We start from the raw sequence: 22,206 nt of genomic DNA, 5'->3' as shown, positions 1-22,206 counted from the left end.
AGTTACAGGCGGCGACCGAGCTAGGCGAAGAGTCCGGGATTCACGGCGACCGGTCGGGCGAGCGGCTTGCGGATGTCCCGGTAGGCGGACACCATCGGCGCGATCTCGTGCGGCTCGGCGCCGTGGAGGATCACCGAGTGGCAGCCGAGCTCCAGCTCGCGCTGGATCGTGGCGGCCGCGTCCTCGGCAAGGCCACGGGCCGACGCGGCCAGCCACTCGTCGGGCACGAGCTCGGCGATCCGGAGCAGCGTCTCGGTGTCGGCGGAGGCATCGATGGCCCCGGCCGCGGCGGCGGTCGTGAACACCTCGGAGGTCTTGAGCCGCTCCCAGGCGCCCGGGTCCCAGCCGTTGACGGAGACGAGCGTGTCGCCGTACGCCTGGAAGTAGGTGACCAGGCGACCCACCCCACGTCGGAGCTGGTCCTCCTCCGACAGCCCGTCGGGTACGGCGGCCAGGCACGACCAGATGCGGACGGCGTCCGGGTCCCGGCCGGCCCGCTCCGCGCCGCGGCGCACCGCCTCGATGGAGCTCTGCGTCGCCTGCTCGGAGAAGAACGTGTGCATGACGACGAAGTCGCACAGCTCGCCGGCCAGCTCCATGGTCCGCGGACCGACCGCGACCAGGCCGAGCGGCGGGCCCTCGCCCAGGCCGCTGCGGTTGTGGAGCACCGGCCACTTCCCGGCCGGCCCGTCGTGGTCGAGCACGAAGCCGTCGGTCCAGAGCTGGCGCATCAGGCCGATGAAGTCGCGCAGCACGGCCTCGGTGACCAGCGGCTGGCCGATCGCCTTCCAGTGCTCGGTCGAGCCGCGGCCGAACGACATCGCGTAGCGGCCCTCGGTCATCGCGTGCAGGGTCGAGCCCATCGTGGCCGTGATGATCGGGTGCCGCATGTGGTGGTTGATCGCGGCCGAGGCGATCCCGAGCGACGGCGTCCGCCCCGCGATCGCGCCGGCGAGGACGCCGGCCTCCTTGACCGTGAACCGCTCGCTGATCATGGCCGAGCCCAGCCCCATCGCCTCCGCGTCGGTGGCCTCCGGGAAGACCTTGCGCGCGTCGGCGGGGTGGTGGGTGATGGCGTAGTAGGCGAGCTCGTTGAGCTGCTCGCTCACGGCGTGTAGATCGACTTCAGCTCGGTGTAGTGCGCGAGTCCCTCGGGGCCGAACTCGCGGCCGACGCCGGAGTTCTTGTAGCCGCCGAACGGCGCGGAGAAGTCCATCGTGTAGGTGTTCACGCCGTACGTGCCGGTGCGGACCTGGCGCGCGACGTCGAGGCCGGCCTCCACGTCGCCGGTCCACACGGTGCCGGCCAGGCCGTACTCCGAGTCGTTGGCGATACGGACCGCGTCGTCGACGTCGTCGAACGGGATGACCGACAGCACGGGGCCGAAGATCTCCTCCTGCGCGATGCGCATCGCGTTGTCCACGTCGGCGAAGACCGTCGGGCGGACGTACCAGCCCGAGGACAGCCCGTCGGGCATGCCGTTGCCGCCGATGACGAGGCGGGCGCCCTCCTCCTGGCCGAGCGCGATGTACTTCTCGACCCGCTCCTGCTGCCGCTGCGCGACCATCGGGCCGATCTCGGTGGCCGGGTCCATCGGGTCGCCGACCTGCATCTTCGAGACGGTCTCGGCCAGCGCGCTGACCACGTTGTCGTAGTTGGCGCGCGAGGCGAGGATCCGGGTCTGCGCGACGCAGGCCTGGCCGGAGTTCATCAGGGCCGTGAACTTCAGGCCCTCCATGGCGGCGCCGAGGTCGGCGTCGTCGAGGACGATCGCCGCGGACTTGCCGCCGAGCTCGAGCGAGACCCGCTTGAGCTGCTCGCCGCAGACCGCCGCGATCTTGCGGCCGGCCGCGGTGGACCCGGTGAACGCGACCTTGTCGACGCCCGGGTGCGCGACGAGGTGCGCGCCCACCTCGCGGCCGCCGGCCACGATGTTCACGACACCGGCTGGGACGCCGGCCTCGAGCAGCAGCTCGGCCATCAGGTAGGTGTCGAGCGGGGTCTCCGGCGCCGGCTTCACCACGACGGTCGAGCCGGACAGCAGCGCCGGGATCACCTTGGACATGATCGTGAACTGCGGGACGTTCCACGGCGGGATCGCCGCGACCACGCCGACCGGCTCCCGGCGTACGACGACGTCGGTGCCGAGCACGCCGGTACGCCGTTCCTCCCACGGGAACTCGCGCGCGATGCCGAGGAACGCCTCGATCTGCATCCACGGCGCGGGCGACTGCGCGAGGTTGGCGAACGACGTCGGCGAGCCCATCTCGAGCGTGATCAGCTCGGCCATCTCACCGAGCTTGCCGGCGTACAGGTTCGAGAAGTTCTGCACGATCTCGATCCGCTCCTCCGGCGACATCCGCGACCACGGGCCGGAGTCGAACGCGCGCCGGGCGGCCGCGACCGCGGCGTCGATGTCCGTGGTCGTGCCCTCGGGCACCGTCGCGATCACCTGCTCGGAGTGCGGCGACACCACCTGGATCGTGTCGGACGAGGCGGGCGCCGCCCACTCGCCGTCGATGAAGAGCGTGGAACGGTCGAGCGACATGAGGTGTCTCCTGGAGCTAGGGAGCGAGGCTGAAGAAGTCGGTGAATCCGGAGGGGTCGTGGCGGCCGATGCTGAAGTGCTCGAACAGGCCCCAGCCCTCGACGCCGTCGGCGGTCGCGCGACCGACGTGGTCGACGCAGCCGAACATGAAGCGGCCCTTCACGGCGTCGTCGTCCATGTCGTAGGTGACCCGCTCGGTGAAGTCCGGGCCCTTCCACGTGCCGTGGATCCAGTCCGGGTCGCCGCCGTACCCAGCGCCGACGTGGAGGGGTACGGCGAGCCTGGACTCGACCTCGAGCACGAGCGGCTTGCCCTCGGGCGTGGTGCACCGGACGGTCGCGCCGGTGGGCGTGCGGGTGCCGGACGTGTAGTGGATGTCGACCAGCGGCCAGCCGAGCTGCTCGACCCGGCCGTCCTTGAAGACGCGGGTGCAGTCGTTGAGGGTCCGGTGACCGTTCGGGTCCTCCTGGATGATCAGGCAGACCGCGTAGTCCTCGAACTGCAGGGGGAGGTAGAGCCACCACATGCCCTCGAACGGCGGGGTGGCCGGAGCGCCGGCGGGCTCGGCCTCGCCGACCGGGCGGATGCCCCACGAGCGGTCGCGGCTGCCGAGCCAGGTCTCGGGGTCGACGACGATCTGGTCGCCATCGACGGTGATCGTGCCGCTCCACGCACCGAGCTGGGCGAACCGCTGGGCGTCGAGGGTGACCCGGCTGCCGGAGCGCAGCACGTGCGGGAGCTCCTGGATCACGTCACACGTGCCGGTCCAGGTCAGGTCCATCGCGATCCCGTCGGTCTCCTCGAGGACCAGCCGGATCGTCTTGAGAGGGTCGAGGACCTCGATTCGGAAGTTCCCGATGTGCGGGTTCAACCGGTCCTGGTCCATCGCGTCCGAGAGGTGTACGGCGGTCTGCGTGCCGTTGCGCGCGACCAGGACGAAGGCGTCCTTGGTGCCGAGGTTCGGGTAGTACCCCGCGCCCATGATCACGAAGATGTCGCCGGTGCGGTCGTGGGCGTTGAAGTACCAGCGGTCGTAGAAGTTCCGGTCGCTGCTGTTGGCGTACGCCATCGGCAGCGGCGCCTGGTGCAGCGGGAACTCGTCCAGCGGCGTGATGTCGCTCATGCGCGTCCTCGCTTCGCTCCGTGCGCGCATGAGGCACGCGTGCTGTCCTGGATGATGCGCTCGCTCATGGCTAGGCACCGACCTTCTGGAGGAGCCCCTCGATGAGCGGCTTGCAGTGGAAGAGGCTCTCGATGTCGTCCGGCCTCTCGATCTCGCCGAAGTGGATCTGCCGGGCGCCGGTGCGCATGAAGACGATGCACCACTGGACGCCGTTGTAGACGTGGTACCACTCGAGGTCACCGAGCGTGACGCCCGTGATCCGCTCGTACTCCGCCTTCATGTCGTCCTCGTGCATGAAGTGCGGCATCCCCGGCATCCCCATGACACCGGTGATCGACTCGAAGACGCTGTGCGCGAAGGCCATCCACGACACGTCGAGCTCGCGCGGACCGATCGCCGCCATCTCCCAGTCGAGGACGGCCACCGGTTCGAAGTCGCGGTACATCATGTTGCCGATGCGGGAGTCGCCCCAGCAGAGCACGGTCTCGTCGGTGGTCGGCATGTTCGCCTCGAGCCACGCGAGCGCGCGCTCGACCAGCGGCGAGCGACCGATGCCGTCGACGGCGTACTGGTACCACTCCGTGGTGCGCGCCAGGTTGCGCTCGAGCAGGGTCTCGCCGGCGTGGCCGTGGCGGGCCGGGTCGAGGAAGTCGAACGTCGCGGCGGCGTCCGCGATCGCGTGCAGGTCGGCGAGCACCTTGACGCTGTTGTCCTGCAGGCGACGCTGGTCCTCGCGACTCGCGTCGTGCAGCCAGTTGTCGCCGAAGTTGTAGGGCAGCACGTCCTGGGGGACGACGCCGTCGATGCGGTCCATGAGGAAGAACGGCGTACCGAGCACCTCGCCGGTCGGCTCCATCCAGCGCACGGTCGGCACGGGGACGGACGTCTGCTCGGCGACGATCTTCATCGCGTCGTACTGGTCCTGGAGCTCGTAGTGCGCGAACACCGGCAGGTCCTCAGCGGCCGGGGCGACGCGGGCGACGAACTCGCCGTGCTGCCGGGCGCCGTTCTCGGTCCAGTCGACGTCGAGGATGAGCGTCTCGGACGACATCCCGTTGGCGTCGACCCCGCTGTGCATCGTGACAACGGGGTCGGCGCCGTCAGGCAGCACCGTGGCCAGCCATCCGGCGAGTCGATCGGGAAGCGTCGTTGCGTCCCGGCTCGAACGCTGCATCTTCAGGTCGGCCGGCGGTGGTGCCTGGGTCACGTTCCCCTCCCAAAGGATCTGCTGTGACGTGGCTCTCAGCATGGGTGGAACGTGTTCTAGTTGTCAACGGCGGACGCCGGGAATCTTGACGGATGTCAAATAGCGTCGCGGCGACGCCTCACACGATGTCGGAGACGCTGACCCGGGCCTCGTCGGCCTCCTGGTCGGTGGTCTGGCGCTGGCTGCGGCGCTCGGCCTCGACCCGGCGCCGGTAGTGGTCGACCTCGTCGGCCGTGCGGGCGTCGTCCCAGCCGAGCTCCTCGGCCATCAGCCTCGCGACGTGCGGCGCTGCGGCGACGCCGCGGTCGAACGTCTCGATCGAGATGCGCGTCCGCCGGGTCAGCAGGTCGTCGAGGTGCCGGGCGCCCTCGTGGGTGACGGCGTAGACGACCTCGGCGGCCAGGTAGTCCTCGGCGCCCTCGAGCGGCAGCGCCAGGTGGCGCCGGTCGGCGACCAGCGCGAGCAGGTCGTCGACGAGCCCGCCGTACCGCCCGAGCAGGTGGTCGATGCGCGCGACGTGGAGGCCGGAGCGGCGCGCCAGCATCACCCGCTGGTTGGTGCGGGTCTCCCAGTCGGCCGCGCCGACCAGCGGCACCCGGTGCGTGATCGAGTCGCGGGTGGTGAGGTTCACGGTGGTCTTCAGCGAGTGGGCGGCCGCGTCGACGGCGTCCTTGCCCATCACGCGGTACGTCGTGAGCTTGCCACCGGCGATCATCACCAGGCCGGGCACCGGCGTGACCACCGTGTGCTCGCGCGAGATCCGCGACGTCGGCTCGGACTCGCCGGACAGCAGCGGGCGCAGGCCGGCGTACACGCCCTCGACGTCCTCGTGGTCGAGCGGCTCGCGCAGGATCGCGTTGACGTGGCCGAGCACGTAGTCGATGTCGGCCTTCGACGCCGCCGGGTGCGCCTTGTCGAGGCTCCACGGGGTGTCGGTGGTGCCGATGATCCAGTGCCGGCCCCACGGGATGACGAACAGCACGGACTTCTCGGTGCGGACGATGAAGCCCGCCTCGGAGCGGATCCGGTCGCGCGGCACCACCAGGTGGATGCCCTTGCTCGCCTGGACGTGCAGCGACCCGCGGCCGCCCACCATCTCCTGGATCTCGTCGGTCCAGACGCCGGCGGCGTTGATGACGACGCGAGCGCGGACCTCGAACTCGTCCTGGGTCTCGAGGTCGGTCGCGCGTACGCCGACCACGCGCTCGCCCTCGCGCAGGAACCCGTCGACGCGGACCCGGGTCGCGACGTGCGCGCCGTGCGCCGCGGCGGTACGGGCGATCGTCATCACCAGCCGCGCGTCGTCGACCTGGCAGTCGTAGTACTTGATCGCGCCGGCGATCGCCTCGGTCTTGAAGTCCGGCGCGATGCGCGCGACCTGGCGGCGGAGCAGGTGCCGGTGCCGCGGCACCCCCATCTCGGACTTCCCCACCATCGCCATGCCGTCGTAGAGGGCGAGCCCCGCGCCGACGTACGGCCGCTCCCAGCCGCGGTGCGTGAGCGGGTAGAGGAACGGGACCGGGCGCACCAGGTGCGGCGCGAGCCGGGTGAGCAGCAGGCCCCGCTCCTGGAGCGCCTCGCGGACCAGGCCGAAGTCGAGCATCTCGAGGTAGCGCAGGCCGCCGTGGATCAGCTTGCTGCTGCGGCTGCTGGTGCCGCTGGCGAGGTCACGCTGCTCGAGCAGGCCGGTGTTGAGGCCACGGGTGACGGCGTCGAGCGCGGTGCCGGCGCCGACGACCCCGCCGCCGACCACGAGCACGTCGAGCTCCCCCTGTCCCGAGAGACCCTGCATCGTGGCGAGGGCCACGTCCCGTGCTTGCGGACTCAGCGCGCTTGACGGGCTCATGTGTCCAGTCTCGCAAACGCTGGTTGGCCAATGTCCAGACGCCGTTCAGGCGGAGCCGGTTCAATGGAGGCGTGAAGAAGCTGGTCGCGCTGGCGGCAGTACTCGTCCTCGCCGCGACCGGCTGCACCGAAGCGCCGGCGATCGTCGGCGAGGCCGTCGCGGAGCCACCGACGCAGATCCCTGCCGGGGAGCCGGACACGCCCGCCGACCCAGGCTCCCGGACGGTGTCGCTGGTCATGGGCGGTGACCTGCTCTGGCACAACACGGTCTGGTACAGCGCGGCCGAGGACCACCAGAGCACCGGCATCGGCGACCACTACGACTGGGACTCGATGTTCGCCGCACTCAAGCCGACCATCGAGGACGCCGACCTCGCGATCTGTCACAACGAGGTGCCGTTCGTCGGCGTCGGCGAGCACCCGGAGTCGTACCCGGTCTTCGCCGCCCCGCGCTCGATCGCGCCGTGGATCGCCAGCATGGGCTGGGACGCGTGCACCACCGCGTCCAACCACAGCTGGGACAAGGGCTTCGACGGCGTGGTCACCACCGCCGACCTGCTCGACCGCAACGGGGTCGCCCACGTCGGCACGTTCCGTACGCCGCGCGAGCGCACCAAGCCGGTCATCCTCACCACCGACGCCGGGGTGAAGGTCGGCATCGTGGCCGGCACCTACGGCCTCAACGGCTTCGTGATGCCGGAGGACCAGGAGTTCGCCGTCTCGATGTGGGACGCCGACAACCTGCTCGCCCAGGCCCGTGCCGCCCGCGAGGCGGGCGCCGACATCGTGGTCGTGCACGTCCACTGGGGCAGCGAGTACGTCCACGAGCCCAACGCCGAGCAGCTCGCCCTCGCCGACCGGCTCACCGCCTCGCCCGACGTCGACGTGGTCCTCGGCGAGCACGCGCACGTCGTCCAGCCGATCACGAAGGTGAACGGCAAGTGGGTCGTCTACGGGATGGGCAACCAGATCGCGCAGAACGAGTCCACCCGGGTCGACACCTACGAGGGCATCACGGTCGACTTCACGTTCACCGAGCGGCCCGGCGGGCGCTTCGAGGTCACCCGTGCGGCGTACGTCCCGACCCAGTGGAACCACTACTCCCCCGGCCACCCGATCCGGATCCGGCCCGCGTCCGGCGAACGGCTGGCATCGGTCCGTGAGGCCGTGAACCTGCTCGGCGGCAACAAGGGCCTCGTCGAGGACTAGCGGTCACGACCAAGCGGGCACGCCTGGTCACGGAATCGCAACGATCGGGTCTCTCAGGCTGCTGGTGGAGCAACGCTCAACGATCCCTCAGTTACGCCTGGTGGAGTCCTCGCAGGCGGTGCCTCGACCGATCCGTGCAGTCGGGGCACCGTCCACCAGTCCCGCCGCGAGCATCCTCCGGGCTAGAGCCGCACCCGAGCGCCCAGCGAGGACCGGTGGTCGCTGAACATCGTGTGCCTCGCGCGCGTCTGCTCGACCAGCGCGACGTCGATGTCCGCGACCGCGAGGCCCTCCTCGGTGCCGAGCTTCGCGAGCGGGCGGCCCTCGGGGTCGTAGACGGCCGAGCCGCCGATGAACTCGAACGCGCCGCAGCGGCCGGTGAGGCCGGAGAAGACGACGTACATGCCGTTCTCCAGCGCCCGCGCGGGGTAGTAGAGGTCGCGCCGGTCGGCACCTCCCGGGAAGTACGCCGACGAGCTGAGGTAGCCGACGGCGCCGTCGCGCGCCGCGGCGGCCGCGTGCTCGGGGAAGCAGCCGTCGTAGCAGATCGACAGGCCCAGCTCGAGGCCCTCGACCTCGATCGAGGTGCCGTGGTCACCGGCGGTGAACAGCTCCTTCTCGAGCCCGTCGAGGTGCTGCTTGTCGTACGGCGCGGTCGCCGTGCCGTCGGGCCACACCACGACCTGTGACAGCCGGCGCTCGCCCTCGCGGCGCAGCGCGGTGCCGGCCACGACCGTGACGCCGCCGGCGACGGCGGCGGAGCGCAACGGGTCCAGCCAGCCGTTCAGGTCGGCGGCATCGGGCAGCGGGCCGTCGAACGCGGCGACGTCGTACCCGGTCAGGAACGCCTCCGGAAGCACCAGCAGCCGGACCTCCTGCGCGGCGGCGAGCCCGGTCAGCCGGGCAGCGGTGAGCACGTTCGCGGCGACGTCACCGGAGACCGACGCCGCCTGGCCGGCCGCGACCTTCACTCGACGACGACCTCGACCCGCTGGAAGTCCTTGAGCTCGGTGAAGCCGGTGGTCGCCATCGAGCGGCGCAGCGCGCCGATGAGGTTCATCGTCCCGTCGGCGACCCGCGCCGGGCCGAACAGGATCTCCTCGATGGTGCCGACGGTCTCGAACTCCACCCGCATGCCGCGCGGCAGCGTGTGGTGGTGCGCCTCGGAGCCCCAGTGGAAGCCGCGGCCGGGCGCGTCGGTGGCGCGCGCGAACGGCGAGCCGACCATCACGGCGTCGGCGCCGCAGGCGATCGCCTTGGCGATGTCGCCGGACTTGCCGATCGAGCCGTCCGCGATCACGTGGACGTAGCGGCCGCCGGACTCGTCGAGGTAGTCGCGGCGCGCGGCAGCCACGTCGGCCACCGCCGAGGCCATGGGTACGGCGACCCCCAGGACGGTCCGCGTGGTGTGGGCAGCGCCGCCGCCGAAGCCGACCAGCACGCCGGCCGCACCGGTGCGCATCAGGTGCAGCGCGGCCTGGTGGGTCGCGCAGCCGCCGACGATCACCGGGACGTCGAGCTCGTAGATGAACTCCTTGAGGTTCAGCGGCTCCGCCTGCGAGGAGACGTGCTCGGCCGAGACGGTCGTGCCGCGGATCACGAACATGTCCACGCCGCCGTCGACCACGGCCTTCGCGAACTCCTTGGTGCGCTGCGGCGACAGCGAGCCGGCGACGGTCACGCCGGACTCGCGGATCTCGCGCAGCCGCTCGGTGATCAGCTCGGCCTTGACCGGCTCGGTGTAGATCTCCTGCAGCCGGCGGGTCGCGTCGGCGCCCTGGAGGCCGGCGACCTCCTCGAGCAGGTCGGTCGGGTCCTCGTAACGGGTCCAGATGCCCTCGAGGTTCAGCACGCCGAGCCCGCCGAGGCGGCCCAGCGCGATCGCGCTCGCCGGGGACATCACGGAGTCCATCGGGGCGGCGAGCACCGGCAGCTCGAAACGGTAGGCGTCGATCTGCCAGGCGGTGCTGACCTCCTCGGGGTCGCGGGTGCGCCGCGAGGGCACGATCGCGATGTCGTCGAAGGAGTAGGCGTGCCGGGCCCGCTTGGCGCGGCCGATCTCGATGTCGCTCACCGCGCAACTCTATCGAGACCGCCGGGCAACCTGTCGGGCGTCCCAGCCAGTCGGAGTGGGTATGAACGCCAGCGTGACGACGAGGACGGACTTCGACGAGTTCGTCGCGGCCCGGTCGACCGGCCTGCTACGCACGGCGTACCTGCTCACCCACGACCATGCGCTCGCCGAGGACCTCCTCCAGACCGCGCTCACCAAGGCGTGGTTCGCATGGTCCCGGATCCAGGGCGACCCGGAGCCGTACGTCCGCAAGGTCCTCGTCAACACGTTCTCGTCGTGGTGGCGCCGGAAGTGGAACGGCGAGCACGCGTACGCCGACCTGCCCGAGACGCCGACCGGCGAGGACGGCGCCGACGACCGGCACGACCTGTGGACCGCGATGGGCCGGCTGCCGCGCCGGCAGCGCGCGGTGATCGTGCTCCGGTTCGTCGAGGACCTCAGCGAGGCGGAGACGGCCCGCGCCCTCGGCATCTCCAACGGAACCGTCAAGAGCCAGACCAGCAAGGCGCTCGCGAAGCTGCGCATCGACCCGGCACTCGCGCGCACGACCACCAAGGACCGCTCATGAACACGATCGACGACCTCCGCAGCACCCTCGACCGGCACACGGACGCGCTGGACGACACCGAGCGGCTCGTCCGCGCCGACGCCGTACGCTCGCGCGTCCGGACGGTACGCCGCCGGCGCGCCGCGGCGGTCGCCGTGGCGGCCGTCGTCGTGCTCGTCGTCGCGACCGCGACGGTCGGCCTGGTGCGCGGCGGCGAGTCTCCCCAGCCGGCCGGGCTCGGTGACGTGGACGTGCCCGCAGAGGTGTCGGTGCACGGGTTCGGCTACCGCCTCGCGGACACCGTCAGGGCCTCGGCCGACGGCACGATCGACCTCGACGAGTCCAGGGGCCCGCGGGCGGTGACGCTGGTCGCCACCGGCCTCGGCTCGGGACAGGCGACGCTCTGGTCGGGCTACTGGCCGATCGCGCGGGTCCGTGGTGGCGAGCAGATCTCTCCCGTGACGACGGACGTGCTGACGGACCTCCGGGTCGAGTTCGAGGACGCACCCGCCGCGGCCCGGGCGGAGCTGGCGGTCTACTCGCCCGACGGCGACCTCCCGCCGGGCGTCGCGCACGACGGCGTCGTCTTCCGGCAGCAGTGGGGCGACCAGGAGCTCGTCGCCGCGGCGTTCGGCGAGGCCGGGGGCGAGGCGACCGCCGAGGCACCCGACCTGACCCGGGACATGGACGTGTCGCCCTTCTGCCGGTCCGAGACCAGCGACCTGTGGCTCCACACAGAAGGCACCAACGGCGGGATGCCCTGTGCCGACTTCGACCAGGGCAGCGACCCCGGCCCGGCCAACCAGGACTGGCTGGGATCGCCCGACCCCGAGCGACCCGACTACTCCGTCTACGTCACCCAGGGCAGGAACGGGCCGCGGGCGGACGGGGTCGACGTCACGTTCGGCTTCGGCATCTACCGGCAGGGCGTGCCCACGACCGAGGTGCTCGGCGCGGACCACCCGACGGTGCTCGAGGCGGTCGGACGCACCTGGCAGCTCGACGAGGTCCTGGACCGGGAGGCGGGCGAGGACTTCAGCGTGGACACGTCGCAGGGCGACGTGTACATCGGGGTGGCCTACGCCGACATCCTCTCGATGACCATCGGCTGGCGCGGCGCACCTGAGGAGGGCTGGGGTGGCACGCCGCCGCAGGACGAGCCCCAGGGTCCCGGGGGGATGTACATGGGTGTCCTGCTGGCCGGGGAGGACACGGTCGAGGTCGACGTCACGGGGCCGGACGCCCAGACCCGCCTGCTCGTGTACCGGCCCGTGAGTCAATAGCCCAGGAGTGACTTATCCCGGCGAGGTTCGGTGGTCCACGATCGGGAGATGCGCCCCGTCACGCTGCTCGGAACCGTCGTCGGCACGCTGCTCGCCGCCCTCCTCGTCCCCGTCGCGCCCGCTCACGCGGCCACGACGTACACCTGGCGCGGCACGCAGAACACCGTGTGGGGCAACCCCAAGAACTGGGAGCCGGAAGGCATCCCCAAGAACGGCGACTCCGTCCAGCTGGGCTACGGGCCCCGGCCGACGATCACCGAGGTCCCCGACGTCCAGCTCGCGATGCTCACCGTCACCGGCTCCCCCGACGGGCTGGTGTCGATGTCCGGACCGGGTGAGGTGATCACCGGGAGCCTGCAGTGGAACGGCGGCGACATCAACACCGGGCTGATGGTCTCGGCGCCGCCCTTGGACCCGATGCCGTCGTTCATCATGATGGGCCAGACGCCGATGCGCTTCGGCGGTGGCGGCGACCAGGTGCTCACGATCAACAGCACGGTGTCGCTGATGACCGGGCCGGCGGCCACCGACGACCCGTGGCTCACCTTCATGTTCGACAGCAGCATGCGGATCGCCAGCACCGGCAAGCTGCTGGTCGACCCGGCGGCCCAGGTGCTCGGGAGCCGGTGCTGCAGCGGGAAGACCTCGACGATCGTCGTCGACGGCACCCTCGAGGTGTTCTCGATCATCGGCGCGACGGGCTACACCGCGCACCTCGAGGAGCTCGGCATCGACCTCGCCGGCGACGTCGTCGTCCCCGAGGGGAACACGCTGAAGATCACCGGCGGCCCGATCCGCGTCGGTGGCCACGCGGTCAACGGGACCGTCGGCGACGCGTCCATCAAGGGCGGAGGCGTGGTGAACATCGAGGAGACCGACGGCGACAGCTTCGACCCCGAGCACCCGCTGCTGCCCGACAGCAGCATGAAGTTCATCGAGGACGGCGAGGAGCTGACGCTCGCGGACGACACCCGGCTCCGGCTCGGGCGCTACAGCGAGGTCTCCGGCGTCGGCAGCATCGTCGGCAAGGGCTCCGTCACCCTGGCGGGTACGACGCTCCTGGGCCGGCTGACGATCGGCGACGGCGTGCCGGCCTCGACGGAGGCCGGGCCGCTGACCACGGTGCAGCGGACGGGAACGCTCATCCCTGCCGGCGACCTGACGGTCACGCCCGGGTCGACGGTCCGCGTGATCGGCGGCGGTGGGCGCCTGAGCGTGCCGAAGGACGCCACCCTCGAGGTCCCGGCCGGGGCCACGATCGACGCGGGCGGCTGCTGCACCGACAGCGGCCGGGTCACCGTCCAGAAGGGCGGGACGATGAAGATCGGCGCCGGCGACGGCGACCCCGCGGTGCTGCGCTGGATCGATCTCGGCGGCCAGGGCACGATCGAGCACTCCGGTGCCTCGGAGTGGGACCTGGCCGAGACGACCTTCGTCAGCGGTGCTCGCATCACCGGCGAAGGCTCGATCACCGGCGACCTGCCCGCCGGCCCAGCCGAGCTGCGGCCGACCGGCGTGCTCGACGTCGACGGCGACCTCACCACGAACCTGGCGGGCGTCTACCGACCGGAGCTGGCGCTGCTGCGCAGCGAGCCGAAGGCGGCCGGGCGGCTGGTCGTCACCGGCAACGCGGCGCTGTCGGGCACGCTCCGGCCGATCGGCGACACGTCGTACCCCGCCGGCCGCCGGGTCGTGGTGCTCGAGGCCGGCAGCATCACCGGCGGCTACCGGTGCGCGGCCGCGGGCGGGATGCTGATGGACCGGACGTCGACGACCGTCGGCCTGCACACGATCGAGGCGCACGTGTCCGACTGCTTGCGGCCCGCGCCGAAGGCGGTGCTGTCGGCGGCGTTCGTCGGCGCCAAGCGGATCGACCTCGGGCTCCCCGACCCCGCCGGGTCCGTGCTGCTCGACGTGAAGGTGTCAGGCGCGCAGCGCGGCACGACGCTGAAGCTCTCCGCGGGCCGCGGCACCGTGACGCTCCAGGTGCCCAAGCGGCGCACGGTCACCCGTCAGCTCGAGGTGCCGATCGCCGCGCAGACAAAGCTGGTCGTCCAGCTCACCAAGCGGGCGAAGGTCACGCTCGACCAGGTGGGGTACGCCTTCTCGGGCTAGCGGCCGGAGTAGTTCGGCGCCTCGACCGTCATCTGCACGCCGTGGGGGTGGCTCTCCTGCAGCGAGGCCTGGGTGATCCGGACGAACCGACCCTTCTCCTGCAGCTCGGCCACGGTCTGCGCGCCGACGTAGAACATCGACTGCGTGAGGCCGCCAATGAGCTGGTGCGCGACCGCCGCGAGCGGGCCGCGGTAGGCGACCTGGCCCTCGATGCCCTCGGGGACGATCTTGTCGTCGCTGGTGACCTCGGCCTGGAAGTAGCGGTCCTTGGAGTACGACTTCTTGCCGCGGCTCGACATCGCGCCCAGCGAGCCCATGCCGCGGTAGGACTTGAACTGCTTGCCGTTGACGAACACCAGCTCGCCCGGCGACTCCTCGCAGCCGGCGAGCAGCGAGCCGACCATCACGGTGTCGGCGCCGGCGACCAGCGCCTTGGCGATCTCGCCGGAGTACTTGAGGCCGCCGTCGGCGATCACCGGGACGCCGGCGGGCTTGCAGGCCAGCGACGCCTCGTGGACCGCGGTCACCTGGGGCACGCCGACGCCGGTGACGACGCGGGTGGTGCAGATCGAGCCCGGGCCGACGCCGACCTTGACCGCGTCCGCGCCCGCGTCCACGAACGCCTGGGCGCCCTCCTTGGTCGCGACGTTGCCGCCGACGACCTGGACGTGCTTGGTGGCCGGGTCGGTCTTGAGGCGGGTGACCATGTCGAGCAGCATCCGCACGTTGCCGTGGGCGGTGTCGGCGACGAGCACGTCGACGCCGGCCTCGATGAGGGTCGTGGCGCGCTGCCAGGCGTCGCCGAAGTAGCCGATCGCCGCCCCGACCATCAGCCGGCCGGCGCCGTCGTACGACGCGTTGGGGAACTGCTCGCCCTTGACGAAGTCCTTGACGGTGATGAGGCCCGCGAGGTGGCCCTGCTCGTCGACCAGCGGGAGCCGCTCGCGCTTGTGCTTGCGCAGCAGCACGGTCGCGTCGTCGCGGCTGATGTCGGCGGCGCCGGTGATCAGCGGCATCGGCGTCATCACCTCGTCGACCTTGGTGGTCGCCCACTCCGCGACCGGGGTGAAGCGCAGGTCGCGGTTGGTGATCATGCCGAGCAGCCGGTTCTGGGCGTCGACCACCGGGAAGCCCGAGACGCGGTACTCGCCCGCGAGCTGGTCGAGCTCCTCGAGGGTCGCGTCGGGGCCGATGACGATCGGGTTGGAGATGATCCCGGTCTGGGTCCGCTTCACGAGGTCGACCTGGTAGGCCTGGTCCTCGATCGAGAGGTTGCGGTGCAGCACGCCGAGGCCGCCCTGGCGGGCCATCGCGATCGCCATCCGCGACTCGGTGACCGTGTCCATCGCGGCGCTGACGAGCGGCACGTTGAGCGTGATCTCACGCGTCAGCCGGGTACGCATGTCGATGTCCGACGGCGCGAGGTCGGAATGACCCGGCAGCAGGAGGACGTCGTCGTAGGTCAGGCCCAGGGCCTCGAACTTCTCGGGAACCTCCATCCCCCAAGCCTACTGGGAGATCCGGGTCACACGGTCAGCGGCTTCAGGTCCCGTACGCCGATCCGGACGGTCAGCGCGCTGCCGGCCATCCGGATCCGGCCGCGCAGGCCGGCGGCCATCACCATCGGCAGCACCGCCTGGTTGTCGGCACGGGTGGTCAGCACGATCTCCTCGATGCCGCGGAAGTTGGCCAGCCGGGCCGCGTCGACCAGCAGCCGGGTGCCGATGCCCCGTCGCTGCCAGGCGGCGTCGACGCGCAGCGTGACCTCGCCGTCCAGCGCGACCGTCGCCAGCCCCACGGCGACGCCGTCGACCAGCGCCGAGACCATCGCACCACTGACGACGTACTCCGGGGTGACGCCACCGCCCATCCGGCGGTCGGGAGTCGGCACCGCGTGGTCGCGCGCGAGGACGTCGGACACCAGCTCGGCCAGCGCCGCACCCCGGGCGTGCTCGGTGGCGGTGAACGGCGCACCGCGGCTGACCTGCACCTGGACGTCGCCGACCAGCAGGCTCATCACGTCCTGCTCGTTCGCCGCGCCGGCCTCGGCGTCGAACAGCCGGGCCGCGACCTCGGGGAACGACGCGGGCTGCGTGAGCATCGCCCGGGCCGCCTGCACGTAGCGGGTGGGCTGGTCGAGCAGCGCGGCCTCGGTGCACGGGGCGGCGGTGATCGGCCGGCCCACGAGCGCCGCGATCTCGGCCTCGGTCCAGTCGTCGGGCGCGCTGAGCACGAGCTCGTCGGTCACCGCCTCGACACCCGGGAAGATCTGCAGCCCCAGGATGTTGACCCCGGCCTCGCCGCAGGCGGTCGCCAGCGCGGCCAGCGCACCGGGACGGTCGGGCAACGTCGTACGCACTCTCCACAACATGGGGTCAGCGTGGACCAGCGACGTTGCGCCGTTGCGTCCCTGTTGTTTCGGGCGCTTTACGCTCTGGGGCGTGACGATCCTCCGGCGCTATCCCGTGGCCGTCGCGGTGATCGTCACGATCCTCGCGCGGCTGCCCGCGCTGACCCGTCCCGTGCGCGCGGACGAGGCCGGGTTCCTGCTCGTCGCCTCCGCGTGGGACCCGAGCGCCGGCAGCCTGTTCGGCCCGTACTGGGTCGACCGGCCGCCGCTCCTCGTCGCCGTGTTCGGCGCCGTCGACGCGCTGGGCGGCGTGACCACGTTGCGGATCCTCGGCGCCCTGGTGGCCGGGCTCGCGGTGCTGCTCGCCGCCGGGCTGGCCGGCACCATCAGCGGCCCGCGGGCGACGACGTGGACCGCGATCCTCACCGCCGCGCTGCTCTCGAACCCGATGATCGACATCGTCGCGGTCAAGGGCGAGCTGCTGGCGCTCCCCTTCGTGCTCGGCAGCCTGCTGCTGACGTTGCTCGCCGTACGCCGGAGCTCGTGGCCGCTGGCGCTCGCCGCCGGCGCGGCCGCGTCCCTCGCGGTCGGGCTCAAGCAGAACCTCGTGACCGGGCTGGTGTTCGCGGGCGTGCTCCTGCTCGTCTCCTGGACGACCGGCCGGCTGTCCGGCCGCACCACGGCGCTGCTCGCCGCCGCCGGGCTGGCCGGCGCCGCCGTACCGGTGCTGGCGACGATCGGGTGGGCCGAGGCGGCCGGCGTCCGGCTCGACACGCTGTGGGACACGGTCTACGGCTTCCGAGCCGCCGCGGCGGGCGTGATCGCCGACGGCGCGGCGGACGCACCGGTACGACGCGCCTGGCTGCTGCTCGCGATCGCGGTCGCGACCGGCCTGGTCGCGGTGCTCGGCGGACTCGTCGCGCACCTGCGCCGGCTGTGGCGCGAGGACCCGCCGGTCACCGCGGCCGCTCTCGCGGTCGCGGTCGTCGACGTGGCGGCGCTCGTCGCGGGCGGCAGCTTCTGGCAGGACTACCTGATCCCGCTGATCCCGGCGGCCGCGCTGTGCACCGCGCTGGTCGCGGGCCGCGACGACCGGCCGGGCCGCACGATGCGCGGGATCGTGCTCTTCGCACTGGCGTCGGCCGGTGCGGCGATGGTGTTCTGGTTGGCGTGGAACGCCACCGGGCAGCAGGAGTTCGACGAGGTGGACACCGGGCAGGCGCTCGCCGAGGCGGCCGAGCCCGGCGACACGCTGGTCGTGTTCGGGGGGCGCGCCGACCTCCAGCGGGAGAGCGCGATGGCGTCGCCGTACCCCTACCTGTGGAGCCTGCCGATGCGCACCCGCGATCCCGGGTACGACGACCTGCGCGAGCTCCTCGCCGGAGCGGATGCGCCCGTGTGGCTGGTCGAGTGGGTCGACTTCGGCGCCTGGTCCGAGGACGGCGTCGACGAGCTGGAACAGGTCGTCGCGGAGCGCTACGTCGAGAACGGCACGACCTGCAACGAGCAGCCGGTCTACGTGCTGCGCGATCTCGAGAGACCGGCCGTGCAACCGAACTGCGGCTGACCTCGTTTCACCAGTCATGAGACGCGACTCGGGCGCAGACGCAGCCTTCACGGAGTTCGCCGCCGCCAGCCGGAGCCGGCTGCGGAACACGGCGTACCTCCTGTGCGGTGACTGGGAACGCGCCGCCGACCATGTCCAAGAAGGCCTGATCCGGGTGTACGTCGCCTGGCCGCGGCTGGTCCGTCACGGCGGCGAGCTGGCCTATGCCCGCAAGGCCGTGGTCAGCGCGTTCCTGGACGCCAGCCGCAAGCGGTCGAGCACCGAGCGACCGACGTCCGAACACCCCGACCGGGCCAGCGGCGAGGACGTCGCCGGTGCGGTCGCCGATCGGGCGGCGCTGATGGCAGCGCTCGCCCAGCTGCCCCAGCGGCAACGCGCCTGCGTGGTGCTGCGGTACTTCGAGGAGCTCGATGTCCGCGAGACCGCCACCGTGCTGCGGTGCAGCGAAGGAACCGTCAAGAGCCAGACCTCACGTGCGCTCGCCTCGCTGCGGGCCATGTTCGAGGACGCCTCCCGCGACGAGCTCGTCGTGGCCGGAGAGAGGAACCTGCCGTGGTGAACGACCTGAAGGACCTGATGCGACAGAACGTCGCCGCTCCCCCGCCCGACCACCTCGACGTGGACTCCCTGGTCGACGCCGGACGCCGCCGCGTGCGCTCCCGGCGGGTCCGCACCGGTGTGGGCGCCGTCGCCGCGGTCGGGGTGATCGCCGTCGGTGCCTCCCTGCTGCCGAGCGGCACGCCGCCCGAGCAGGCAGCCGCGCGGCCGCGACCGGAGGCGCCCACGATCACCCTGGCGGACGCCACCGCGGGGGTCGAGGGACGCGACTACCGCCAGCTGGCGTCCCACACGAACGACAACCTGGACAACGACAACGGGCAGTACCTCGACGGGGTCACCGACGACGGCAAGATCCTGTTCCGCGACGGCCCGCGGACGGGCCAGTGGCGCCCGCGGTTCGCCCTGATGGACCCCGCGACCGGCGACAAGGACTGGCTCCCCGAGCTCGAAGGCGTCGGCCAGGACCAGACCTGGCCGGCCGACCTGAGCGCCGACCGGCTGGTGCTGCTCTCGCTGCGCAACGGTCTCGCCGGCGAGATGCGGGCGCACGCCTTCGACCGCGCCGCGGGCGAGTGGAGCACGCTGACCTGGCCCGGGCTCCCGCAGGTCGACTTCCCGCGGGCGGTCGCCGGGCCGGACGATCGGCTCTACGTCCGCGTCATCGCGACCCAGGGCCGGCCCCCGGAGGGCGGCTGGCCGACGGGTCCGGACGGCGAGGCGGACGACGCCGACTTCGAGGGCGACACCTACCACCTCTGGTCGGTCTCGCTCACCGACACCGCGGACGTGCGTGACGAGGGCCTGGTCGTCGGCGACGTCGCCTTCACCGACACCGCGATGGTGTGGACCGACCGGACCGGCGACGCCGGGATGATGCACGTCCGCGACCTCGCCACCGGCGAGGAGTCCTCGTTCGACCCCGAGGTCGGCGACCGGTGCAACCTGCTGAGCTTCGGCGCCTCCGGCGACCGGATCGTGATGGGCGAGTACTGCGGCACCTACGCGTCCGGTCGTGACGACCGGGTGCAGATCGTCAGCACCGACGGCGAGCAGGTGGTGACCCTGCAGGACGACGGCATCAGCGGCTGGCTCCCGCCCGGGAGCGACGTCGTCAACATCGACCTGATGGGCGCGCCGGGCGACGACCGGACCGGAACCTACGTCTACGACCTCGAGTCCGGCCGGTTCCTGCGGATCAGCGACGCCGTGTCGTCCTGGGGCCTGGGTGGCGCCACCGGCCAGCCCGGCCAGTTCGCCTGGCACACGCCGGTGAACCACGGCAAGGGCGCCACCCAGTACGTCGGCGAGCTGCTGGACTGACGCGGGGGGTCGCCGTCGCAGTTTCACCATGTTCAGTGGGCGAACCTGCACTTCTCATGGCGTGCACACCATGAGAAGTGCAGGTTCGACTGCATCACATGGTGGAACCGCGACGGCTCGAACGACCAGACAAGGCGAAGGCCCCCACCCGGATCCGGGTGGGGGCCTTCGCTTTGTTCAGGATCGATCTGGTCTCGAATCACCCGGCGCGACCTCGTTCGTCGGTCGCGGGGCTACTCGACCCAGCGCGTGACTCTCAGGCCCTCGCAAGCTCGGGCTGAGCGCCCCTAGTGACCGTGGCCGTGGCCGTGGCCAGCGGCCGGAGCGGCCTCTTCCTCTTCGGGCTTGTCGACGATCAGCGTCTCGGTCGTGAGCAGCATGCCCGCGATCGAGGTGGCGTTGATCAGCGCGGAGCGGGTCACCTTGACCGGGTCGAGCACGCCCTGGGCGACCAGGTCGCCGTACTCGCCGGTGGCGGCGTTGTAGCCGTTGCCGACGCCGAGCTCGCGGACCTTGGTGGTGACGACGTAGCCGTTCTCACCGCCGTTCTCGGCGATCCAGCGCAGCGGCTCGTCGGCGGACTTGCGCACGATGCGCACGCCGACCGCCTCGTCGCCGGTCAGGCCGAGGTCGTCGGACAGCACCGAGACCGCGTGGATGAGCGCGGAGCCACCGCCGGGGACGATGCCCTCCTCGATCGCGGCGCGCGTCGCGGAGACGGCGTCCTCGATGCGGTGCTTCTTCTCCTTGAGCTCCACCTCGGTGTGCGCGCCGACCTTGATGACGCAGACGCCGCCGGCCAGCTTCGCGAGGCGCTCCTGGAGCTTCTCGCGGTCCCAGTCGGAGTCGGTGGACTCGATCTCGCCCTTGATCTGGTTGACGCGACCCTCGACGTCCTTCGGGTCACCGGCACCGTCGACGATCGTGGTGTCGTCCTTGGTGATGACGACGCGACGCGCCTGGCCGAGGACCTCGAGGCCGACCTGGTCGAGCTTGAGGCCGACCTCGGGGGCGATGACCTGACCACCGGTCAGGGTCGCGATGTCCTGCATCATCGACTTGCGGCGGTCACCGAACGCCGGGCTCTTCACCGCGACGGCGTTGAACGTGCCGCGGATCTTGTTGACGACCAGGGTCGAGAGCGCCTCGCCCTCGACGTCCTCGGCGAGGATGAACAGCGGCTTGCCGGTCGAGATGACCTTCTCCAGCAGGGGAAGCAGCTCGGCGACGGCCGAGATCTTGCCCTGGTGCAGCAGGATGTACGGGTCGTCGAGGACGGCCTCCATCCGCTCGGGGTCGGTCACGAAGTACTGCGACAGGTAGCCCTTGTCGAACTGCATGCCCTCGGTGAAGTCGAGCTCGGTGCCCATGGTGTTGGACTCCTCGACGGTGATGACACCGTCCTTGCCGACCTTGTCGAAGGCCTGCGAGAGCAGGTCGCCGATGTGGCTGTCGCGGCTCGAGATCGTGGCGACCGACGCCATGTCCTCGACGGACTCCACCTCGCGGGCGGCCTCCTTGAGCGCGTCGCCGACGGCCTCGGCCGCGGCGTCCATGCCCCGCTTCAGACCCATCGGGTTCGCGCCGGCGGCGACCGCGCGCAGACCCTCGTGGACCATCGCCTGGGCGAGCACGGTGGCGGTGGTGGTGCCGTCACCGGCGATGTCGTTGGTCTTGGTGGCGACTTCCTTGGTCAGCTGCGCACCGAGGTTCTCGAACGGGTCGTCGAGCTCGATCTCACGCGCGACGGTCACACCGTCGTTGGTGATGGTCGGCGCGCCCCACTTCTTGTCGAGGACGACGTAGCGGCCCTTCGGGCCCAGCGTGACCTTGACGGCGTTGGCGAGGGCGTCGACGCCGCGCTCGAGCGCGCGGCGGGCGTTCTCGTCGAACTCCAGGATCTTCGGCATTACTGCTCCTCTAACGAGTTCGGGTCGTCCGCCTCAGGGCTTGCTCGAAGCAGCCGAGAGGCGGACGACCCGGTGAAATCAGGAAACGATGGCCAGCACGTCGCGGGCGGAGAGGATGAGGTACTCCTGCCCGGCGTACTTGACCTCGGTGCCGCCGTACTTGCTGTAGATGACCTTGTCGCCGACGGCGACGTCGAGCGGAACGCGGTTGCCGTTGTCGTCGATGCGACCGGGACCGACGCTCAGGACCTCGCCCTCCTGGGGCTTCTCCTTGGCGGTGTCCGGGATGACCAGGCCGGAGGCCGTGGTCTGCTCGGCCTCGAGGGCCTTGACGACGATCCGGTCCTCGAGGGGCTTGATGTTGACCGACACGATGTCGACCTCCACTTTCTGGCACTTCGATGGTGGGTGATGCACGTCTGGTGCCTGCGGTTCCGGAACGCCGTCGCGGGGATCGAACCGTGGTCGCAAGCGCTGGCACACTCACGGGGAGAGTGCCAGATCCGAAACTAGCACTCTCCCCAACTGAGTGCCAGCGGCGGGTGCT

General features: G+C 71.4%; 18 protein-coding genes. 7 read left to right on the top strand and 11 right to left on the bottom strand.

Annotated elements, in window-relative coordinates; translation table 11 throughout:
* Positions 1–20: 20 nt before the first annotated feature.
* The 5 genes from MJ604_RS02775 to MJ604_RS02755 form a co-directional block, all read right to left on the bottom strand.
* Complete coding sequence (locus MJ604_RS02775) at positions 21–1,109, bottom strand: TIGR03857 family LLM class F420-dependent oxidoreductase (RefSeq protein WP_243056750.1); 1,089 nt, start codon at positions 1,107–1,109, stop codon at positions 21–23.
* Positions 1,106–2,548 carry an aldehyde dehydrogenase gene (locus MJ604_RS02770; RefSeq protein WP_243056749.1) on the bottom strand — a complete coding sequence of 481 codons (1,443 nt, stop codon included), beginning with the start codon at positions 2,546–2,548 and terminating at the stop codon, positions 1,106–1,108. Before MJ604_RS02770 ends, MJ604_RS02775 begins: the two co-directional genes overlap by 4 nt.
* 16 nt (positions 2,549–2,564) lie before the next feature.
* Complete coding sequence (locus tag MJ604_RS02765) at positions 2,565–3,671, bottom strand: hypothetical protein (protein WP_243056748.1); 1,107 nt, start codon at positions 3,669–3,671, stop codon at positions 2,565–2,567.
* A gap of 70 nt (positions 3,672–3,741) precedes the next feature.
* A complete protein-coding gene (locus tag MJ604_RS02760; RefSeq protein ID WP_243056747.1) occupies positions 3,742–4,878 on the bottom strand; it encodes a phosphotransferase family protein in 1,137 nt (378 codons plus the stop codon).
* Between the two features lie 118 nt (positions 4,879–4,996).
* On the bottom strand, positions 4,997–6,724 hold the full coding sequence (locus MJ604_RS02755) for a glycerol-3-phosphate dehydrogenase/oxidase (RefSeq protein ID WP_243056746.1): 1,728 nt from the start codon (positions 6,722–6,724) through the stop codon (positions 4,997–4,999).
* Positions 6,725–6,795: 71 nt separating this feature from the next.
* Here MJ604_RS02755 and MJ604_RS02750 point away from each other — a divergent pair, with 71 nt between their 5' ends.
* Positions 6,796–7,932, top strand: a complete 1,137-nt coding sequence (locus tag MJ604_RS02750; RefSeq protein WP_243056745.1) for a CapA family protein — start codon at positions 6,796–6,798, stop codon at positions 7,930–7,932.
* Between the two features lie 182 nt (positions 7,933–8,114).
* Here the strand turns inward: MJ604_RS02750 and MJ604_RS02745 are convergent, their stop codons facing one another.
* Together MJ604_RS02745 and MJ604_RS02740 are read right to left on the bottom strand one after the other, a co-directional pair.
* On the bottom strand, positions 8,115–8,903 hold the full coding sequence (locus tag MJ604_RS02745; RefSeq protein ID WP_243056744.1) for a carbon-nitrogen hydrolase family protein: 789 nt from the start codon (positions 8,901–8,903) through the stop codon (positions 8,115–8,117).
* Entirely contained in the window at positions 8,900–10,006 is a 1,107-nt protein-coding gene (locus tag MJ604_RS02740) for a GuaB3 family IMP dehydrogenase-related protein (protein WP_243056743.1), read from the bottom strand. The genes MJ604_RS02745 and MJ604_RS02740 overlap by 4 nt, the downstream gene beginning before the upstream one ends.
* Positions 10,007–10,079: 73 nt before the next feature.
* Here MJ604_RS02740 and MJ604_RS02735 point away from each other — a divergent pair, with 73 nt between their 5' ends.
* Genes MJ604_RS02735 through MJ604_RS02725 form a run of 3 tightly spaced genes read left to right on the top strand, consistent with a single transcriptional unit; the run spans position 10,080 to position 13,951 of the window.
* Complete coding sequence (locus MJ604_RS02735) at positions 10,080–10,574, top strand: SigE family RNA polymerase sigma factor (protein WP_243056742.1); 495 nt, start codon at positions 10,080–10,082, stop codon at positions 10,572–10,574.
* Entirely contained in the window at positions 10,571–11,836 is a 1,266-nt protein-coding gene (locus MJ604_RS02730) for a hypothetical protein (RefSeq protein ID WP_243056741.1), read from the top strand. The genes MJ604_RS02735 and MJ604_RS02730 overlap by 4 nt, the downstream gene beginning before the upstream one ends.
* Before the next feature lie 48 nt (positions 11,837–11,884).
* Complete coding sequence (locus MJ604_RS02725; protein ID WP_243056740.1) at positions 11,885–13,951, top strand: hypothetical protein; 2,067 nt, start codon at positions 11,885–11,887, stop codon at positions 13,949–13,951.
* Here the strand turns inward: MJ604_RS02725 and guaB are convergent.
* Both guaB and MJ604_RS02715 read right to left on the bottom strand, forming a co-directional pair.
* Positions 13,948–15,450, bottom strand: a complete 1,503-nt coding sequence (gene guaB / locus MJ604_RS02720) for an IMP dehydrogenase (protein WP_243056739.1) — start codon at positions 15,448–15,450, stop codon at positions 13,948–13,950. The two genes, MJ604_RS02725 and guaB, sit on opposite strands and share 4 nt — an antisense overlap.
* A gap of 26 nt (positions 15,451–15,476) precedes the next feature.
* Positions 15,477–16,322: a GNAT family N-acetyltransferase gene (locus MJ604_RS02715; RefSeq protein WP_243056738.1), complete on the bottom strand. Its 846-nt coding sequence runs from the start codon at positions 16,320–16,322 to the stop codon at positions 15,477–15,479.
* 70 nt (positions 16,323–16,392) lie between these two features.
* Here MJ604_RS02715 and MJ604_RS02710 point away from each other — a divergent pair, with 70 nt between their 5' ends.
* The 3 genes from MJ604_RS02710 to MJ604_RS02700 are packed head-to-tail and all read left to right on the top strand — an operon-like array spanning position 16,393 to position 19,749.
* On the top strand, positions 16,393–17,868 hold the full coding sequence (locus MJ604_RS02710) for a hypothetical protein (protein WP_243056737.1): 1,476 nt from the start codon (positions 16,393–16,395) through the stop codon (positions 17,866–17,868).
* Between the two features lie 16 nt (positions 17,869–17,884).
* A complete protein-coding gene (locus MJ604_RS02705) occupies positions 17,885–18,427 on the top strand; it encodes a SigE family RNA polymerase sigma factor (RefSeq protein ID WP_243056736.1) in 543 nt (180 codons plus the stop codon).
* On the top strand, positions 18,421–19,749 hold the full coding sequence (locus MJ604_RS02700; protein ID WP_243056735.1) for a hypothetical protein: 1,329 nt from the start codon (positions 18,421–18,423) through the stop codon (positions 19,747–19,749). The genes MJ604_RS02705 and MJ604_RS02700 overlap by 7 nt, the downstream gene beginning before the upstream one ends.
* Before the next feature lie 287 nt (positions 19,750–20,036).
* Here the strand turns inward: MJ604_RS02700 and groL are convergent, their stop codons facing one another.
* Positions 20,037–21,659: a chaperonin GroEL gene (gene groL, locus MJ604_RS02695; protein WP_243056734.1), complete on the bottom strand. Its 1,623-nt coding sequence runs from the start codon at positions 21,657–21,659 to the stop codon at positions 20,037–20,039.
* Between the two features lie 78 nt (positions 21,660–21,737).
* Positions 21,738–22,031: a co-chaperone GroES gene (gene groES, locus MJ604_RS02690; RefSeq protein WP_243056861.1), complete on the bottom strand. Its 294-nt coding sequence runs from the start codon at positions 22,029–22,031 to the stop codon at positions 21,738–21,740.
* Positions 22,032–22,206: the final 175 nt, after the last annotated feature.

This window comes from Nocardioides sp. SR21 (assembly GCF_022761125.1).
Taxonomy (GTDB): Bacteria; Actinomycetota; Actinomycetes; order Propionibacteriales; family Nocardioidaceae; genus Nocardioides.
The sequence above is the reverse complement of the archived record's forward strand: the minus strand, read 5'-3'. Positions and strand labels throughout refer to the sequence as shown.

Bases quoted from the DNA above. Each gene is read 5' to 3' on its own strand.
- MJ604_RS02730 (WP_243056741.1), top strand. From the start codon at position 10,571: ATGAACACGATCGACGACCTCCGCAGCACCCTCGACCGGCACACGGAC.
- MJ604_RS02715 (WP_243056738.1), bottom strand. From the start codon at position 16,322: ATGTTGTGGAGAGTGCGTACGACGTTGCCCGACCGTCCCGGTGCGCTG.
- MJ604_RS02770 (WP_243056749.1), bottom strand. From the start codon at position 2,548: ATGTCGCTCGACCGTTCCACGCTCTTCATCGACGGCGAGTGGGCGGCG.
- guaB (WP_243056739.1), bottom strand. From the start codon at position 15,450: ATGGAGGTTCCCGAGAAGTTCGAGGCCCTGGGCCTGACCTACGACGAC.
- MJ604_RS02765 (WP_243056748.1), bottom strand. From the start codon at position 3,671: ATGAGCGACATCACGCCGCTGGACGAGTTCCCGCTGCACCAGGCGCCG.
- MJ604_RS02725 (WP_243056740.1), top strand. From the start codon at position 11,885: ATGCGCCCCGTCACGCTGCTCGGAACCGTCGTCGGCACGCTGCTCGCC.
- groL (WP_243056734.1), bottom strand. From the start codon at position 21,659: ATGCCGAAGATCCTGGAGTTCGACGAGAACGCCCGCCGCGCGCTCGAG.
- MJ604_RS02705 (WP_243056736.1), top strand. From the start codon at position 17,885: ATGAGACGCGACTCGGGCGCAGACGCAGCCTTCACGGAGTTCGCCGCC.
- MJ604_RS02755 (WP_243056746.1), bottom strand. From the start codon at position 6,724: ATGAGCCCGTCAAGCGCGCTGAGTCCGCAAGCACGGGACGTGGCCCTC.